Source organism: Porphyromonas miyakawae, from assembly GCF_045865415.1.
GTDB lineage: Bacteria > Bacteroidota > Bacteroidia > Bacteroidales > Porphyromonadaceae > Porphyromonas > Porphyromonas miyakawae.
In genome coordinates, this window is the sequence record NZ_BAAFSF010000001.1 from 737236 (window position 1) to 754583 (window position 17348).

The following is a 17348-nucleotide window of genomic DNA, read 5'->3' on the forward strand; positions in this document are numbered from 1 at the left end:
TCTTTATATCTTAACTTTCTCTATATAAGTTGTTTCTCACAGTTTTATTTCTTTCCCCCCTTTTCAGTATAAGAAGCCAAAGATCCACAATGGAAGTTTCTCTTCGTTTCCTATTGTAGTATTAGAGTCCACTTGATACATGTGGTAATTCTCTTTTATACGAGGCAGCCGATCCATCCCAAAGCACAATTTGTTATCCACAATAAAGGTCTCCGCTGCATTCTGTGGGTGTTCAATAAGATGGTTAAACCCCACATTACATTGAAAGAATGTACGATGTATAATACCCTCATCAGCCATGGAGGGGTGCATTAGGCGGTATAGATTAGAGTTCTCCAAATAGACCATTGAAGGGGTTTTGGATGAACTCATCCCACTCGGGCTTCGGCGGGTTACCAACCTAATGAGATGTGCGTCAGCCATGGACATAAGGTAGTTTACCACCGTGGTACGACTCAGCTCAAGCTCTTTTGACAAGCGTGATATGTTGAGTGGTGTGGATGAATCCAAAGCAACTAAGTATAATAGCTTACGGAGTTTGGGTAGTTGACGTTGGTCAATATTGCGTATATACATCAAATCTACTTCCAACGTCATATTGACGTTCTTTAGAAGGTTCTCTGAATAATTGCGCTCCTCCCTATAAAAAGGGTAATAGCCGTGGTGCAGATAATCCGTAATACGGGTAAGCGGATTAACTTGCTCCATAATTAGGTGAGAGAACTCTACGTGCCTTGTCAATAAATCCTCCCAACTAATCATGGGTAAGCTTATATTGTTTTCCAGCATGAGAAATTCGCGCAGCGAAAGACCCGGGAGGAAGTAGGTTACACCACCCGGTATTTCCGATTTTGTACCCTCTCCAATAGAGGTCGTATAGATAATTTGTAGGTTGGGAAATTTGTTGCTGCACTCCCTCAATTCTTCTTGCCAGCCTTGATACTTGAATATTTGATCCAGAAGAAGCGTTTTGCCTCCTCTAGATACAAAGTCAGCTGCAAAATCTGTTAGGCTGGTTGTGGTAAACAAAAACTGATTGAGATTTACATACAAACAAGCACGGTTGGCTACCCCATAGTGCTGTTTTGCCCAATCCAATAAGAAGAAGGTCTTGCCGACCCCTCTGCTTCCTTCAATCCCAATGATGCGTAGGCTTTCATCGATCTCATGAAACAGCCTGCGCAGTAAGGTGCGAGGCTTATTGCGCAATAGGTAGTCGTGTGTTCTGTAAAGTGACTCAATCATACGTCTCCTAATTCACCACAAAGATAGTAATATAATCGAATATTGTAATCTCTTCTTTGCAAAATTAGGAAAATACAGCCATAAAATGATGAATGAACTTGACAATAATGCTGTAAGTTCCATGACCAAAAGCGTGAGAAGGGTAGTGAAGTATCTTGTTGTGAGAAGAATAGAGTATGTAGAACATTTGAAGAATTCAGGATTTGACCCTTAATCAAGAGCTACATATAGTGTGAGTATATAGCCTTTTTCCGTGATATTGTGAGGATTCTTCCTAAAAGGCAAAGAGGGGAAGTGAAAATTTTCACTCCTCCTCTTTGCAGAAACTCTCTGTTATGTACCTGATCTAACGTTTGATTATAGCAGATTGGAAGCTAATTCACTAAGTTTACTTCTCTCGCCTTTTACTAAGTTGACATGAGCAAAAAGGTCTTGTTCCTTCATTTTGTCAATCATATAGGCTAAGCCGTTGCTTTCAGCATCCAGGTAGGGACAGTCTATCTGCTCAATGTCCCCCGTGAAAATAATCTTAGTGCCCTCACCTGCACGAGTGACTATGGTTTTAATCTCGTGAGGAGTGAGGTTTTGTGCCTCATCCACAATAATCAGTGAGTGGGAAAGGCTTCGGCCACGTATATAGGCTAAAGCTTCGATTACAAAAGATCCATCTTTTTCCATTTGCTCTAAGTGGTTCAATGCGCCTTTGTTTTGGCCCAGCTGACTTTTAATAAAGCTAAGGTTGTCAAACAGAGGTTGCATATAGGGCGTTATTTTTTGTTTTTCATCTCCCGGAAGGAAGCCTAAATCCTTATTTGCTAATGCTACAATAGGCCGAGCTAGCATGATACTATTGTACTTTTCGCACTGCTCAATGGCGGCAGCTAAAGCCAAGAGTGTTTTACCTGTACCGGCTTTTCCTGTAAGGCCTACGAGAGAAATCTCATCATTGCAAAGTACTTCAAAAGCAAATGCCTGCTCTGAATTGCGCGAGGTGATACCTGCACAGGTGCGCTTAGGTACTTGCTTTACAATGCGACGTAACGGATCGAAACGCACCATTACACTATTGCGATCACTTTTAAGTACAAAGCATTGGTTGGGGAGTAATTTGCTGTGAAACTCAAGTTCTTCAACCGGAATCCCCTCATTATTTGCGTAAATCTTGTCAATTAGGTCGCCTGATATATCTGTAAACTCTTCGTGAGCGTTATCAAAGATGTTCCTATCGGTGACTTTATCGTTGAAATAATCCTCAACGGGCATGCCCAAGGACTTTGCCTTCATACGAAGGTTTACATCCTTTGTAACCAAAATAGTAGGGACATCGGTATGGGTTTCGGCAATAGTTAGTGCTGCGGATAGAATACGATGATCCGCTATTCGCTCCGGAAAAGCAGCCTTTACACGTGGGTGCTCTTGTCCCTGTACATAGACAAATAGCTTGCCCTTGTCTTTCCCCAAATTAGCTCCTTCTTCAATAAAGTTCCCATCTGAGGCATTGTCCAAGAAACGTACAAAAGCTCGTGCATTGTAATTAATCTGCTCGCTCCCTTTTTTAAAGCGATCTAATTCTTCAAGTACTGTAATAGGAATGTATATGTCATTTTCCTCAAAATTATTGACACATTCATAGTCGTGTAGTATGACGTTGGTATCCAGTACAAATATCTTCTTCGAATTTTTCTTTTTTGTTCTTGCCATAGTAATGTATAATCTTCTCATCTCAAAGATAACTCTTTTATTGATTATTGTAAAGAGTTGAATGTAAAAAGAGGGATATTTGTATTATAATATCAACTTTATTCAGTGAATGTGGGAGCTTACCGCCACCGAGGAAAACTCTATTTCCGATGAGTAAATGAAATCGCTTCAGGGGTAGGACCGAGATAATATAGTTTTATAGCCAGTCAAAACAACTATAAGTTTGGATAAAAATATCTGTATCTTTCGTTTAATACATCTATATCTTTTTATCTAAAGATTCAGATGTTTTTGGGGTATTGAGTAGAACCCTCTCTCCTTGAATAGAACCCTCTTTCGAAAACTGTAGAGCAGTGACAAACGGGAGAAGAGAATTTTGAGTCTCTTGTGGATTCATTTTTTTTAGTACCTTTGCAGTCGCTACTCACAAATGTGATTATCCTCAGCGGGGGTATTATGGGGTAGTGAGGTTGCCGAAATAGCTCAGTTGGTAGAGCAACTCATTCGTAATGAGTAGGTCGCCGGTTCGAGTCCGGCCTTCGGCTCCAAGAAAAGGTGAGAGGTATTGTAATTGTACATTTTATTTGTACCTTTGCAAGCGCAATGGCCGACTAGCTCAACTGAATAGAGCATTTGACTACGGATCAAAAGGTTGTGGGTTTGAATCCCGCGTCGGTCACTAAAATAGATTTTCTTATGAAATAAATAAGCTCTTCAGTACATTGAAGAGCTTATTTGTTTTTTATTCAAAGCTATAGCTTATGGTACAAATAATATGTCACACTGACAAATAATTAGTTAGGAATTTACAGAATGTCCCTATTTAGTAGTAAACGAAGAGGGTGTGCCCAAACTCGGAATTCAGAAAAACCTCCTTTTGTATTGACCGTTTCAACCCCTCATAAATATCAAAATAACCGCTATCATTGAGTTATTAACTCTTTGGTAGCGGTTATTTACAAATAGTAGTTGCAGTGATCGGGTTTTATACACTAAATCCATCTAAAGAAGATTGGTAATCACATAATTGTTTTAACAACGCTCAAGCTGGAGCATTATAGAGATTATTTCACTACTTTGTTATTTCTATTTCGGGGATGACATAACTCTATTTTTGTTATGATGGCAAAAGGATGTATAAAACTATATGGTTGCTTTATTCCTTCAAAAAAGACAATTCTCATCCTTATCCTTTCACCATAGGAAATTCTCCTAGTGTCACACTCGTTTTTTATACTGATGTAATAATTCTCACCCTTGTAAACAAACGAAACTGAACTTTTGGGAATCTCTTTTATCTCTTTTTTTATAGCAGAAGCTATCCCTAGCGTGTCTCCGTCCAAAGGGTTTCTACCTATCCCTTGAAATATACATTCTATTTCTCGCTCATATTTTCCATCTATATATGTTATATGGCTATACAGGCTACTGTCTGGTATGCACTGAGCATCCATGTTACAAGATAATAGTATGACAAATGTCAATAAAATAGTTTTTGACAAAATGGTTTTCATCTGCGTCCCTTTCTTCTATTTGAGGTTTTTGATATCCTAACCAGAGAAACTGCATATGGTCTTTGTGAACCTCGAGAATAGTCGATATAACTAATTATTTAGAATCAAATTGATTATCAGGTAGTTCTTCTGATAACTCCCATATGCCGCATTACCCATTACAGATTTTTAATCCAAGGTCTTTTATTGTTTGACTTTGCCACTGCAGGAGTTGTGATATCCCTTTATCATAATCTCTATCAATTACGAAGCTTTTTATAAGTTGAGCGTTCTTTACTTCTTTAGAGCAAGAATTGAAATTAACATCCCTTTCTGTTGATATTATCTCATCTAAATAAAACAACGACTTATCATAATGACCTAAAATAAAGTAAGTCAATGCCAAGTAGCTGTCACGACTAAGTTTATCTCCATAGAAAGGATGGTTGTTTAGAAACATCAAAAAATCATCAAATGTATTCAATTCGTCTAAATTGGCAATTTCGTTTATCCTTTTCTGTAGTTCTGACGTACCATCTATACTCCAATAAGTACCTATTCTCTCACCCAAACTAAAGTTTAAAGCACCAAATGGTTCATAAAGACATTGAACAAAATAGTAAACTATGAATGATGTAGAGTCTATAGAATTATCTAAATATAGCCCAACTAAAACTACTAATCCTGTCTTATGAGACACTATATAGTATGCTAATCGCCCTTTTTTGTGAATTTATCTGGGAGAATAAGATTCTTCATTATTTTATTTAATACTGATGTTTTCATTTAACCCTACGTTAGTACCGTGCTACGATTGCCCAATCCCTCTTTGGTCAGTTATCAATGTTAGGAATATAGGCTTTATATGTATAATCGGCAATAAAATGCTTCTGGCAATTCTTACATCGGCAGCGTTGTTTACCTGTACTACTTTTACCGCTTTTGAGAATATTGTTTGAGTGGCAATGCGGACATAAAAACTCCACTCCCAATCTGGAGCATAAAGAGCCGAAGCGTTCTCGTAAGACCATCCTTTATTTGTTTTTTTTGCTGCAAAAGATAGCACAACGCAGAGAGTTTATCTCCACCTTTGCGTCCAATTATTTAAATCAAGCTGATTTTCAGGCAGTTATTCTAACAACCCCCATTTTGGAGCATTACCCAAGCAATATGCTGCATTTTTTATCTATGACGTATGTTTTAATAATCACTCCAGTTTGTATCCTTAGTTTAATTTTAATTCGCGATATCCATATTCCCATTGTTTGACATCCGAATAATACGTTTTATTGTAATCCATAGACATGATAAATGATAATGTAAAGGTCGTGTCATTATAAACATCATAAAATAACATATTTGCTCCATCGCCATTAGTAAAACCAATTTCGCTTAGAATTTTAGGAATCTTATGATGTTCCTGTCTAAATGCTTCTATTTTCTCGATAATCTGATCGCCTTTGTCAGTCAATTCCCTTTCTCTCTCATCTTTAAAAATAAAGAATAAGATAAAGAGAAGAAGCATAGCTATTGTTGTTATGGCGAAAATTTTCTTTTTCATTTTATGGATTGTTCTTTGTATAGACAGGAATTGTTGTTTTGTTGATGCGTGAAGGAGTTTTTTGGGGTTCTTTCTGAGGTAAATCTTTATAGTTAGATGCTTTTTCGGGCATAGTAGCTCCCAATCCCTGCAAATAATTATACAACTGCTCTCCCAAAGAGAGTTCGCTTTCGGGATTAAAATAATTTGCTCCAAATTCTGCACCCAATTTGTCACTTGGTAGATCTTCGTAGCTATAAGCTGAATGTCGGGCAAAAAAAAACGATCAGTCCACTCTTGGAAATAACCATCTTGCCGTAGTAATACTCGATGGCACCACTACCATCCTCAATAATTATTATCACGCACAAACCACTTGTTGTTCGTGAGTAAATTTAGTATTTTCTCATTGTTGAATTTCTTAATTTGAAAAGAAAAGGTTAAATACCCCATGTCAACATTATTATGAATTAACCATTCGAACGTTTCGTCAAAAATAGTTAGGCCTATCATGTAATAAGTGTCAATACTTTCCTTGCTTCGCCCTCGTGGAGTATAAGTCTTGTTACCTCTCATGAACTCTATAAAATCTTTCCTTGAAAAATTAGAATAGATTTCATCTTTTGTTATATTATACCCTTTTGTTAAGTAGATAAAGTTGGAGTCTATGTTTTGGAACAAAGGCATAAAACAGGCTCTAAAAAATCAACAACAGGCCATTCATATTCAAAATTTAAAGTTTTGACTTGTTCTTGGTTATTGACAAAACCGTCAATGTCTAAACTATATATTTTATATAGTTGCTCTGTTATATGTGAATCTATAATGCTTTCTATCATTATTATTTAGGCATCTAATCAAAATTAAGCGACAGGTTTAGAGAAGTTTATTTTCTTCATTTCGTGGGTCATAATTAGAGATCGGGTCCACGCTCATCCATAAACTCATTCGTGGATCATAGTACCGTGCCCCATCGTAGTACATACCTGTCTCCTCATCTAGCCCTTTGGCATTGAAGAGATAAGGTGTGTTCCAAGTGTTGTTACGCTCTTCTATGAACACCTCACCAAACGGCACATACTCAATGTGCTGCAATACTTCTCCATCCAAGTTGGTGATGTAACTACTGCTGCCCAAGTGGTCAGGGTGGTAGAAGAATGCATCTTCTCGTACTCGTCATTGTCCTGGCCGTTGTATGGGATGTCGAAGGCACTTATTTTCAAAGCTCCCGTATGACGTGTCTGATAGCTGCTATTGGGTGGTAAAAGAGCATCCGAGGTCCAGCCCACCTCATTATAGTGCGAATGCGTGCTTTCATTTCTGGACGATAGCAGTGTATAGGGCACTTTCTACAAGTCGGCTTGAGGGAAGCAAAACGACAATGGTCAAGCTGGTTAGATGCGTAGGCGAGAAGCTGACGACACTCCGGACAGAGTTCACGATGCCCCTCCTTCTTAGAGCAGTAGAGACGTATCATGTACTCCACTACCTTTTTCTCCTCCTCTATGTTGTGCTTCATGCTATTAGTAGCTCCTTTTAGCAGACAAAGATACCTTATTCAATCCATCTTAATAGGACAGCTTTGTAGTACTTCCCCTTCTGAAGTGCTATCATATATTTTTTATGCTCTCTCTCTCCTTAATAAGTTACTTCAAAGGAATTCGCAAAGCATATAATGAAGACTAAATAAAATCGGGCTGCAATAACATTGAGTTACTACAGCCCGACATTGGTTTATTTGGCTCGTGTTCTATTCTTCGAGAGCCGCTTGTGCGGCAGCCATGCGAGCAATAGGCACACGGAACGGAGAGCAGCTTACATAGTTAAGTCCTACGCGATGGCAGAACTTAACGCTGGAGGGATCTCCTCCATGTTCTCCGCAAATACCAATCTTAAGCTCCGGCCGAATCTCGCGACCTCTCTCGGTGGCAATCTTGATTAGCTGTCCTACTCCCTTTTGGTCAAGTACTTGGAAGGGGTCTACCTTCAAGATCTTCTTCTCTAGGTAGGTCGGCAAGAAGCTAGCTATATCGTCACGCGAGTAGCCGAAAGTCATCTGTGTAAGGTCGTTCGTACCGAAAGAGAAGAATTCAGCGCTCGATGCAATACGGTTTGCCGTGAGAGCAGCACGCGGAATCTCAATCATCGTACCTACCTTATAGTCAATACGAACTCCATACTCCTTGAACACTTCTTCAGCGGCAGCACGAATAACGGTCTCTTGCTCCTTAAATTCGTAAAGAATACCAACGAGCGGTACCATAATTTCGGGTAGGGTGGTGTATCCCTCCTTTGTAAGTTGACAGCAGGCACTCATGATGGCAACAGTCTGCATGTGTGTTATTTCAGGGAATGTGTTCCCCAGACGGCAGCCACGATGACCCAGCATAGGATTCTGTTCACTCAACTTACCCACGCGCTCGATAACCTCTTCTACGTCAATGCCCATGTCATCAGCCATGATTTTCTGGCTCTTTATATCATGAGGTACAAATTCGTGGAGAGGTGGGTCAAGCAAACGAACGGTTACAGGCAGTCCGTCCATAGCTTTGAAGATCTCGTAGAAGTCTTTCTTCTGGAAAGGAAGTATTTTAGCCAAAGCCTTTATACGGCCCTCCTGATCCTTGGCTAAGATCATTTCACGCATTGCTTTAATCTTAGCTTCTTCGAAGAACATGTGCTCCGTACGGCAAAGCCCAATACCCACAGCACCTAAGTCGCGTGCCGTAGTAGCATCGTGTGGAGTGTCGGCATTAGCACGTACTTTGAGACGTGCCTTGCTGTCAGCCAGTTTAAGGAGCTTGGATAAGTCCTCGTCCAATCGGGCAGCTTCCGTTTCTATCTTGCCTTCAAATACCTCACCAGTAAACCCATTGATAGAGATGAAATCACCTTCGTGGAAAGTGCGATCACCAACTTTGAATGTACGTTTCTCATAGTTGACAACCATTTCGCTACAGCCCGTAATACAGCATTTGCCCATACCGCGAGCGACTACAGCAGCGTGTGAAGTCATTCCGCCACGAGCCGTTACAATACCTTCCGACACCGTCATTCCTTGCAAATCCTCAGGAGAAGTCTCCAAGCGAACCAGGATAACAGGGTCTCCATTGTGGCTATAGGTAGCAGCATCGTCGGCAAAGAAAACAACCTTACCGGTTGCGGCACCCGGAGAAGCAGGTAGTCCCTTTGTGATAGCTACCGCTTTTTTTAGAGCCTCCTTGTTGAATACTGGGTGTAGTAGTTCATCAAGTTTATTGGGCTCAATACGCATAATTGCTTCTTCCTCTGTGATCAAGCCTTCTGCTAAGAAATCCATGGCGATCTTTACCATGGCCTTACCGGTACGCTTCCCATTACGTGTTTGGAGGAACCAGAGTTTGCCTTCTTGGATAGTGAACTCCATGTCCTGCATATCGCGATAGTGTTGCTCCAGCTTATGTTGAATGTCGAAAAGCTGTTGGTATAACTCGGGGAAGGTCTCTTCTAACGAAAGGAAGTTTTTCTTTCTCTCTTCTTCTGAAATACCTTCGTTCTTAGCTCGGCGAATAGAACCCTCTTTAGTAATTTCGTGCGGAGTACGGATGCCCGCTACCACATCTTCGCCCTGTGCATTTACTAAGTACTCACCATTGAATAAATTCTCTCCGGTACCCGAATTACGAGAGAAGCACACACCGGTGGCAGATGTTTCACCCATATTACCAAATACCATAGCCTGTACCGTGACGGCTGTACCCCATTCTTCCGGAATGCCCTCGAGGCGACGGTATATGATCGCACGCTCGTTCATCCACGAGTTGAATACTGCCATAATAGCTCCCCACAATTGCTCATAAGGATCTGTGGGGAAGTCTTTGCCGGTACGGCTTTTGATAGCTTCCTTAAAACGCTTCACAAGCTCCTTGAGGTCATTTGTTGTAAGGTCGCTATCAAGGGTTACACCTGTCTCAGCTTTTACATCTTCAATAATCTGCTCAAAAGGATCAATTTCAGTTTTTGTAGTAGGCTTAAGACCCAATACGACATCCCCATACATTTGTATGAAACGACGATATGAATCCCAAGAAAAACGCTCATTACCCGTTTTCTTGGCTAAGCCAATCACAACTTCATCATTAAGTCCTAAGTTGAGGATGGTATCCATCATACCGGGCATAGAAGCCCGGCTACCACTTCTCACAGATAAAAGTAATGGATTATCAATACTGCCAAACTTAGTGCCCATGATAGATTCGACACCTGCAATGGCATTCTCAATTTCCTTTGTCAAATGTTCTTGTACAGCATCGCGCCCTAAGGTATAATACTCGGTACAAACTTCGGTAGTGATGGTAAAACCGGGAGGAACCGGTACTCCAACGAGGTTCATCTCAGCTAAATTAGCTCCTTTACCGCCGAGCAATTCTCTCATGTCAGCGCTTCCTTCGGCTTTTCCGTTGCCGAAAGTGTAAACACGTTTTTTCTCCATTGTGTTTCTAACTATTCTTTACTCAGATAATGTTCAATATATAATGTTTCGATTTCGGTTTTGTTAATCAAAGTCCTTATTCTGCTGTTTCTTGTGTATCGTCAATCTCATCCAATGAGGTAACTTCTTCTACAGAAGAGTAAGGTATCAGTGGTTCATCTTCATATCCAGAGCCACAGGGGTTATAATTAGGTGGAATTTTAAATGATTCATCTGATGAGTAACCCAATGTATAATCCTTGTACACTTTGTCCATAAAGAGAGCAAATACAGGCAGTGCAGCAGAAGCACCTTGCCCCATTGCAGTTGAATTGAAATGGATAGAGCGATCTTCTCCTCCTACCCAGCAACCCGCTACTATTTCGGGAGAAAAACCTATAAACCAAGCATCGCTATTGTTTTGCGTTGTACCGGTCTTTCCTCCTAAAGGCATATTCAGCTTGTAGCGGAAACGAAGTCTCCCTCCAGTACCCCCGTTCACTACAGCTTGCATCATATCAAGTGTTTTTAGGGCAGCATCCTCCGGAAGTACTTCAGTCACACGAGGTGCAAAGGATGCAATCACATTACCATATTGATCCTCTATGCGGCTGATAAAGAGGGGTTCTACCCTGATCCCTTGTGCTACGAAGGCTGAATAACCACTTACCATTTCGCTCAACGAAACGTCCGGCGTGCCCGCAGCTAATGATACTACTGGGTCAATATATCCCGTAATTCCATACGAACGAAGCAGTCGGGCAAATGTATAAGGCGAAGTGCGACTCATTAAATAGGCAGTTACCCAGTTAGATGAATTCTGCAATCCCCATCGGATGGATACCATTTCTCCTTGCCGTCTGGCTCCTCCACTACGAGGCGTCCAGGGGCGTCCATTGGCATCGTATAGAGTGATTGGCTCGTGAAGCACCATGTTGCAGGGAGTAATGCCTTCTATCATAGAAAGCGAATAAAGGAACGGCTTTATCGTAGAGCCGACTTGTCGACGTCCCATAGAGACCATGTCGTACTTAAATGTGCGGAAATCAATTCCTCCTACATACGCCAGCACATGCCCATTAAAGGGATTCATCGCCATAAATCCGGCACGAAGCAGACCCTTATAGTAGAGAATTGAGTCTCGCGGGCTTAGCAAGGTATCAATCGGTCCCTTCCAGCTCCACAATTGCATCTGATGCGGTACTTTAAATGAAGCTAAAATGGCTGCTTCAGACGCCCCCTCTTTTTTCATTTGTTGCCAACGATCAGATTGTCGCATAGAGCGTTGGATCATTTCCTCTCGATCAGTTAAGGAAACGGAAGAAGAGTATGGGGCCGTAGCAGAACCTCTCTTTTCTTGTTCAAAGATAGGCTGTAGGAAGCCTCCTATATGCTCATTTATGGCCTCTTCTGCGTATTGTTGCGTTTTGCTGTTAATGGTGGCATATATTTTTAGCCCATCACTATAGAGGTCATAGTTTGATCCATCAGCTTTTTTATTCTTATTGCACCAACCGTATAAGGGATCATTCACCCACGCAGCAGAGTCTATTGGATACTGGTCTATAGTCCACTGGTTATAGTCACTTCGTTTGGGCTTCTTAGCCGTAAGGAGCAGACGAATATGCTCTCTATAGTAAGGTGCCAATCCGTCGGTGTGACTCAGTACCTTAAAATCCAATTCCATGGGTAGCCGGCAAAGCGAGTCAACCTCTTGCTTAGTAAGCATGCGTGCTTTCTGCATTTGCCTAAAGACCACATTGCGTCGCTCAATGGATTTCTCGGGAGTCTTATGCAAAACAGGATTATATAGGGATGGGTTTTTACACATTCCTACCAATGTCGCTGCTTCCTGTATGTTAAGCTGATCCGGTGTTTTACCAAAATAGGTCTGCGCAGCTGAGCGGATGCCTATTGCGTTATAGAGGAAGTCAAACTGATTAAGGTACAGGCTGATAATCTCCTCTTTCGTATAGTAACGTTCTATCCGAGATGCGATAACCCATTCAATCGGTTTTTGTAAAAGACGCTCAAAAATATTTTCTGCCTTCGGGGAGTATAGCTGCTTAGCAAGCTGCTGTGAGATAGTACTTCCTCCACCTCCACTCCTTTGTCGCAATAGACCGGTTCTTACGAAGGCTCTTCCCACTGAGCGCATGTCAATCCCCGAATGCTTATTGAAGCGTACATCTTCAGTTGCAATGAGTGCATTTACAAGGTGTGGCGAGAGTTCATCGTAAGAAGTATAAAGGCGATTGCTTCCTGATCGGGCGTAGGATCCTACAACTACTCCATCAGAGGAAATAAGTTGGGAGGCATATTTATCTATCGGATTCTGTAATTGTTCAATGTGAGGCATATAGCCAATGACCCCCATTGCAATTAGAGAGAATACGATAGCTACAAAGAGCCATCCGGCAAGAAATATCCACCACAATACCTTTATTACTCGACGCATACTATATCGCTAGCGGTAACCCTATTTGTTGCGCTTATTGAATTTTTCTTTAATAAGTCCCATCTTATAAGCAGCTAGCAACTTTTGCAAGTTGTCAACCTGCATTCTAAGTTCTTTACCTACATCAGTGTCAGCAACCAATATGCGGTGTGAAGTAGCCTCTGTAAGGACAGTTACACTTCGTATATCGTCAAGATTTTCAATAGCCTGTTTCTTTGAAGTGAAGGGTTCATGTTGTACGAGGTGTAGTCCTTGCGAATTGAATATCAATGTATAGCCCGCAATTCCTGTACTAGGCTGATATGCGCGACTAAATCCTCCATCAATCACAAGTAGCTTCCCATCCGCCATCACCGGCTTTTCTCCTTTAACTGCCTTAATGGGGACATGTCCGTTGATAACGTGACAATCGGCTCCGGAGAGGCCGAAGTCGGCAAGAATAAGATCTACTGTTTCTGCATTCTTGCGGAAATTATAGTAATGTCCCTTCTCTTCTTTGTGCGTAGCACTATCTTTGATAAAATAGCGTTCAAAGGTAGTCATTGCAGATTTATCAAATACAGGTGAGTCGGCTCCGCACCATAGGTACCACATGAAGTCTGTGGCACGCCGTCTTTCTACAGAGCCTCGAGGAGCAAAATAGGCACTCCGTATAATACTATCGACTTTGTCATATAGAGCTTTGCCTTTGTATTTGCTTCTGCCCAGTGTGACTTCCTTTAAATTGCCATCAGCATCAAGAGGCATAGAGGCATGGAAAAGCAAGTTTCCATTGCATACGAGGTACATGCTACCTAAGCGATACATTACTTCAATATGCTCACGAAGTTTGTCGCTACGCTTAAAGGACTCCATCAATTTAGCCACTACCGTCCGCTCTCCATCTGTCAGCTTATAGGGATCCTTCGGATCTACCGTAGGAAAGTTCATATCGAGCATCGGGTACTCTCCACTTGTCCCATTTGCTGCAGCACCCGTTAGGTCAACAGTGCCTTTTTCGAAATTTATCCTGTGCAGCAGGTTGCGGCACTCCATGTGGTACTCAGGATGCGCTGCAATCAGTTGAGCTTCTAATTTGAACTGAATAATGGAGATGGCCTTGTGCATCTGACTAATCAGGTAAACGCTCTTATCGTCATACGTTACATCAGCATCTCCGAGCTTGGGTTGAAACTCGCTGCACGGATCCCCTGCATATGTATCCATGGCAAAGCGAGCCAACGGAAGCATATTAATACCATACCCTGCCTCAATCGTATCTAAGTTTGCATACCGAAGCGCAATACGAATAACGCAAGCCATACAAGCTTCGTTGCCGGCTGCTGCTCCCATCCAAAGTATATCATGGTTCCCCCATTGGATATCTACATTGTGGTAGTGTGCAATTGTTTCTAATATAAACTGTGCTCCCGGCCCTCTGTCGAATACGTCACCTACTAAGTGTAAGCGATCGATAACCAATCTTTGTATCGTTTCACATAGGGCTATGATAAATTCATCTGCCTTGCCAATAGAAACAATTGTGTCAAAAATACTCGCTATATAAGCTGATTTGCTTGAAGCCTCGCCCTTCTCATGCAAAAGTTCTTCCAAAATATAGCTGTAGTCCTTAGGGAGAGATTTCCTCACTTTGGAGCGTGTATACTTTTCTCCGGCTTTACGGCAAAGTTGAACCAATCGGTTGAGCGTAACTCTGTACCAATCGTTCATATCCTTACCGAGCTTTTTGTGTAGTTGTTCCAGCTTCTCGTGTGGATAATAGATTAGTGTGGCAAACTCGGCTTTTTCTTGTTCAAGCATGGAGTTTCCGAAAAGCTCATTTATTTTGCGGAGTACGCTACCGGAGGCATTCTTCAGTACATGATTGAATGCTTCATGCTCCCCATGCACATCAGCCAAAAAGTGCTCTGTGCCCTTGGGCAAGTTTAGAATAGCCTCTAAGTTTATAATCTCTGTAGAAGCAGCCGCTTGTGTGGGAAAGCTTTGTGAAAGCAATTCAAGGTAACGAAGGTCCTTACGAATCGTTTCAGTTGTTATGTTTGAAGTACTATCCATAGCTATCTTAATCTCTCAATCTTAGGCAACTACCATATTCCGGTCCAAAGTTACTCAATATTACGCAATGAGCAACGTGTACGTAGAAAGGGCAGCGCAATAATAGCCTTGCGTCGCCCTTCCTGTAATAAATTCAGAAGCAGGTGCTTAATCCAACTTGTGGATTACTAAGCCACTGCGGAGCTTCGGTTCAAACCAAGTGGTCTTCGGCGGCATAATGTTACCCGTATCGGCAATGTTCATCAATTGCTTCATCGTTACGGGATACAGTGCTAAAGCAACCTTCATTTCACCGCTATCTACACGCTTCTTTAGCTCTCCCAAGCCGCGGATACCGCCTACAAAGTCAATGCGCTTATCACTACGCAAATCGGTAATACCGAGAATATCGCGCAGAATCAGATCACTGGAAATAGTAACGTCTAACTGGCCGATTGGGTCGTTATCGTCGTAAGTGCCGGGCTTAGCTGTGAGTGAGTACCAATTGCCGCCCAAGTAGAGTGAGAAGTTGTGTAACTTGTTGGGTCTGTATTCGTTTTTGCCCTTATTTTCAACCACAAAGTGCTCTTCCAACTTTTTAAGAAACTGCTCTTCCGTCAAGCCGTTGAGATCCTTTACTACACGATTGTAGTCTATGATAGTCAGCTGATTAGCTGGGAAGCAAACTGCCATAAAGTAGTTGTACTCCTCATCACCTTTATGGTTGGGGTTGTTCTTAGCTTTCTCAGCGCCTACCAAGGCTGCTGCTGCGCTACGGTGGTGACCGTCGGCAATATACATGGAGTCGAAGCCGGCAAAGATCTCTGTAATACGCTTGATGTCTTCGTCTTTATCTACAATCCAAAACTTGTGACCGAAGCCATCGTTGGGGGCTATGAAATCATATAGGGGACGCTCTTTTGTGTAGCGGGCAATAATCTTGTTTAGCTCCTCATTGTCCTCATGAGCAAAGAATACCGGCTCTACATTTGCATTATTAACGCGAACGTGCTTCATACGGTCTTCTTCCTTATCGCGGCGCGTTAGCTCGTGCTTTTTGATGCGACCCTGCATATAATCCTCAACCCAAGCAGCAACGACCAACCCATATTGCGTTTTGCCGTTCATCGTTTGGGCATAGATGTAATATAGTTCCTTTTCGTCGGGAACTAACCAACCTTTTTCTTGGAACTTAGCAAAGTTTTCTGCTGCTTTGTCGTAAACACGAGGATCGTGTTCGTCCGTTCCTTCAGGGAAGTCTATCTCCGGCTTAATGATGTGATAGAGCGACATTTCATTGCCCTTAGCCTCTTGGCGAGCTTCTTCGCTTGACAATACGTCGTAAGGGCGGCTGGTGACCTTTTCAACTAAATCTTTGGGCGGTCTTAAGCCTTTAAATGGTTTTATTCTTGCCATAGGTATAGTCTTTTAAAAAGCAGGGGCACAAAGTATGGTCTCTGTGCCCATGCATGAGTTTTACTTATTTACTCTGAAGCGCTCTTCGCCATTCTTCAGGAATCCAACGATTTGACGTGCAGCAGCAAGACCTGCATTGGCATTAGCTTCCCCCGTTTGTGCACCCATCTTCTTGGGAGTTGAGAAGTAACGATCGCCTAGAGCAGCCACCATTTCGTCGTTATTTGTCGGCATGATGTCTGTAATATAAGTAAGGTCTTCACGCTCCTTCATAGCGCGGAGTAGCCCTTCTTCGTCGATAATCTCCTTACGAGCACTGTTCACGATAATACCGTTCTTCGGCATTGACATTACGAGATCGTAATTGATCGACTTAATTGTTTCGGGCGTTGCAGGAGCGTGCAGCGAAATGATCTGGTTGTTAGCAAAAAGTTCCTTTTCGCAAGCTACATACTTAACACCGTATTCTTCAAATTTAGCCTTGTTAGGGAAGGCATCATAGGCACTTATTTCCATTCCGAAGCCTTTAGCAATGCGGGCTACGTTTTGTCCTACGTTACCGAAAGCAACGATCCCGAGCGTTTTGCCCTTCAGTTCTTTGCCGCTCTTACCGCTAAAGCGCACACGGTTCATATAAACCAGCATACCCATAACTAATTCGGCTACTGCGTTGGAGTTCTGCCCCGGTGTATTCATTACGCAAACATTGTGCTTGGTAGCTTCGTCCAAATCTACGTTATCGTAGCCGGCACCGGCACGAACTACAATCTTCAGCTTCTTTGCAGCGTCAAATACTTCCTTATCAATTTTGTCGCTACGGATAATGATAGCCTCTACATCAGCAACAGCTTCGAGCAGCTGCTTCTTTTCTGTATACTTCTCAAGAAGAACTACCGAATAGCCTTCTTTTTCCAATATTTCTTTTATGCCCTTTACAGCAGCCGGTGCAAAAGGTTTTTCTGTGGCAACTAATATTTTGCTCATATCCTTATAATACTTATGAAGTGTAGG

The 17348-nt window shown here is 42.0% G+C and carries 12 protein-coding genes, 2 tRNA genes and 1 pseudogene; 2 read left to right on the forward strand and 13 right to left on the reverse strand.

Going from position 1 to position 17348, the window contains the following annotated elements; all coding sequences use genetic code 11:
* Positions 1–63 precede the first annotated feature (63 nt).
* Together ACLWMH_RS02985 and ACLWMH_RS02990 are read right to left on the reverse strand one after the other, a co-directional pair.
* A complete protein-coding gene (locus tag ACLWMH_RS02985) occupies positions 64–1245 on the reverse strand; it encodes an AAA family ATPase (RefSeq protein ID WP_411915266.1) in 1182 nt (393 codons plus the stop codon).
* A 357-nt stretch (positions 1246–1602) separates the two neighbouring features.
* Positions 1603–2946: a PhoH family protein gene (locus tag ACLWMH_RS02990; RefSeq protein WP_411915267.1), complete on the reverse strand. Its 1344-nt coding sequence runs from the start codon at positions 2944–2946 to the stop codon at positions 1603–1605.
* Between the two features lie 472 nt (positions 2947–3418).
* On the opposite strand from ACLWMH_RS02990, the gene ACLWMH_RS02995 reads away from it, so the two are divergent.
* Both ACLWMH_RS02995 and ACLWMH_RS03000 read left to right on the forward strand, forming a co-directional pair.
* A tRNA-Thr gene (locus tag ACLWMH_RS02995) sits at positions 3419–3494 on the forward strand.
* Positions 3495–3551: 57 nt separating this feature from the next.
* Positions 3552–3625, forward strand: a tRNA-Arg gene (locus ACLWMH_RS03000).
* Between the two features lie 986 nt (positions 3626–4611).
* Here ACLWMH_RS03000 and ACLWMH_RS03005 read toward each other — a convergent pair.
* From ACLWMH_RS03005 to ACLWMH_RS03055, 11 genes and pseudogenes are all read right to left on the reverse strand, one after another.
* Positions 4612–5139, reverse strand: a complete 528-nt coding sequence (locus ACLWMH_RS03005) for a hypothetical protein (RefSeq protein WP_411915268.1) — start codon at positions 5137–5139, stop codon at positions 4612–4614.
* Positions 5140–5272: 133 nt separating this feature from the next.
* On the reverse strand, positions 5273–5470 hold the full coding sequence (locus ACLWMH_RS03010; RefSeq protein ID WP_411915269.1) for an IS1/IS1595 family N-terminal zinc-binding domain-containing protein: 198 nt from the start codon (positions 5468–5470) through the stop codon (positions 5273–5275).
* A 194-nt stretch (positions 5471–5664) separates the two neighbouring features.
* Positions 5665–6000, reverse strand: coding sequence for a hypothetical protein (locus ACLWMH_RS03015; RefSeq protein WP_411915270.1), 336 nt, complete (start codon positions 5998–6000; stop codon positions 5665–5667).
* Between the two features lies 1 nt (position 6001).
* Complete coding sequence (locus ACLWMH_RS03020; RefSeq protein WP_411915271.1) at positions 6002–6208, reverse strand: hypothetical protein; 207 nt, start codon at positions 6206–6208, stop codon at positions 6002–6004.
* 674 nt (positions 6209–6882) lie between these two features.
* Positions 6883–7172 (reverse strand): annotated as a pseudogene (locus ACLWMH_RS03025) (RHS repeat domain-containing protein); the annotation flags it as partial.
* Positions 7173–7198: 26 nt separating this feature from the next.
* Positions 7199–7498 (reverse strand): nitrous oxide-stimulated promoter family protein, encoded by a 300-nt coding sequence (locus ACLWMH_RS03030; protein ID WP_411915272.1) that lies wholly within the window; start codon positions 7496–7498, stop codon positions 7199–7201.
* Between the two features lie 231 nt (positions 7499–7729).
* Positions 7730–10450: a pyruvate, phosphate dikinase gene (gene ppdK / locus ACLWMH_RS03035; protein WP_411915273.1), complete on the reverse strand. Its 2721-nt coding sequence runs from the start codon at positions 10448–10450 to the stop codon at positions 7730–7732.
* A 76-nt stretch (positions 10451–10526) separates the two neighbouring features.
* A complete protein-coding gene (locus ACLWMH_RS03040) occupies positions 10527–12887 on the reverse strand; it encodes a transglycosylase domain-containing protein (RefSeq protein ID WP_411915274.1) in 2361 nt (786 codons plus the stop codon).
* Between the two features lie 21 nt (positions 12888–12908).
* On the reverse strand, positions 12909–14942 hold the full coding sequence (locus ACLWMH_RS03045) for a fructose-1,6-bisphosphatase (protein ID WP_411915275.1): 2034 nt from the start codon (positions 14940–14942) through the stop codon (positions 12909–12911).
* Between the two features lie 147 nt (positions 14943–15089).
* A complete protein-coding gene (locus ACLWMH_RS03050) occupies positions 15090–16337 on the reverse strand; it encodes a DUF1015 domain-containing protein (protein WP_411915276.1) in 1248 nt (415 codons plus the stop codon).
* A 60-nt stretch (positions 16338–16397) separates the two neighbouring features.
* Positions 16398–17321, reverse strand: a complete 924-nt coding sequence (locus ACLWMH_RS03055) for an NAD(P)-dependent oxidoreductase (RefSeq protein WP_411915277.1) — start codon at positions 17319–17321, stop codon at positions 16398–16400.
* Between the last annotated feature and the right edge of the window lie 27 nt (positions 17322–17348).

Bases quoted from the DNA above. Each gene is read 5' to 3' on its own strand.
- ACLWMH_RS02985 (WP_411915266.1), bottom strand. From the start codon at position 1,245: ATGATTGAGTCACTTTACAGAACACACGACTACCTATTGCGCAATAAG.
- ACLWMH_RS02990 (WP_411915267.1), bottom strand. From the start codon at position 2,946: ATGGCAAGAACAAAAAAGAAAAATTCGAAGAAGATATTTGTACTGGAT.
- ACLWMH_RS03010 (WP_411915269.1), bottom strand. From the start codon at position 5,470: ATGGTCTTACGAGAACGCTTCGGCTCTTTATGCTCCAGATTGGGAGTG.
- ACLWMH_RS03015 (WP_411915270.1), bottom strand. From the start codon at position 6,000: ATGAAAAAGAAAATTTTCGCCATAACAACAATAGCTATGCTTCTTCTC.
- ACLWMH_RS03030 (WP_411915272.1), bottom strand. From the start codon at position 7,498: ATGAAGCACAACATAGAGGAGGAGAAAAAGGTAGTGGAGTACATGATA.
- ppdK (WP_411915273.1), bottom strand. From the start codon at position 10,450: ATGGAGAAAAAACGTGTTTACACTTTCGGCAACGGAAAAGCCGAAGGA.
- ACLWMH_RS03040 (WP_411915274.1), bottom strand. From the start codon at position 12,887: ATGCGTCGAGTAATAAAGGTATTGTGGTGGATATTTCTTGCCGGATGG.
- ACLWMH_RS03045 (WP_411915275.1), bottom strand. From the start codon at position 14,942: ATGGATAGTACTTCAAACATAACAACTGAAACGATTCGTAAGGACCTT.
- ACLWMH_RS03050 (WP_411915276.1), bottom strand. From the start codon at position 16,337: ATGGCAAGAATAAAACCATTTAAAGGCTTAAGACCGCCCAAAGATTTA.
- ACLWMH_RS03055 (WP_411915277.1), bottom strand. From the start codon at position 17,321: ATGAGCAAAATATTAGTTGCCACAGAAAAACCTTTTGCACCGGCTGCT.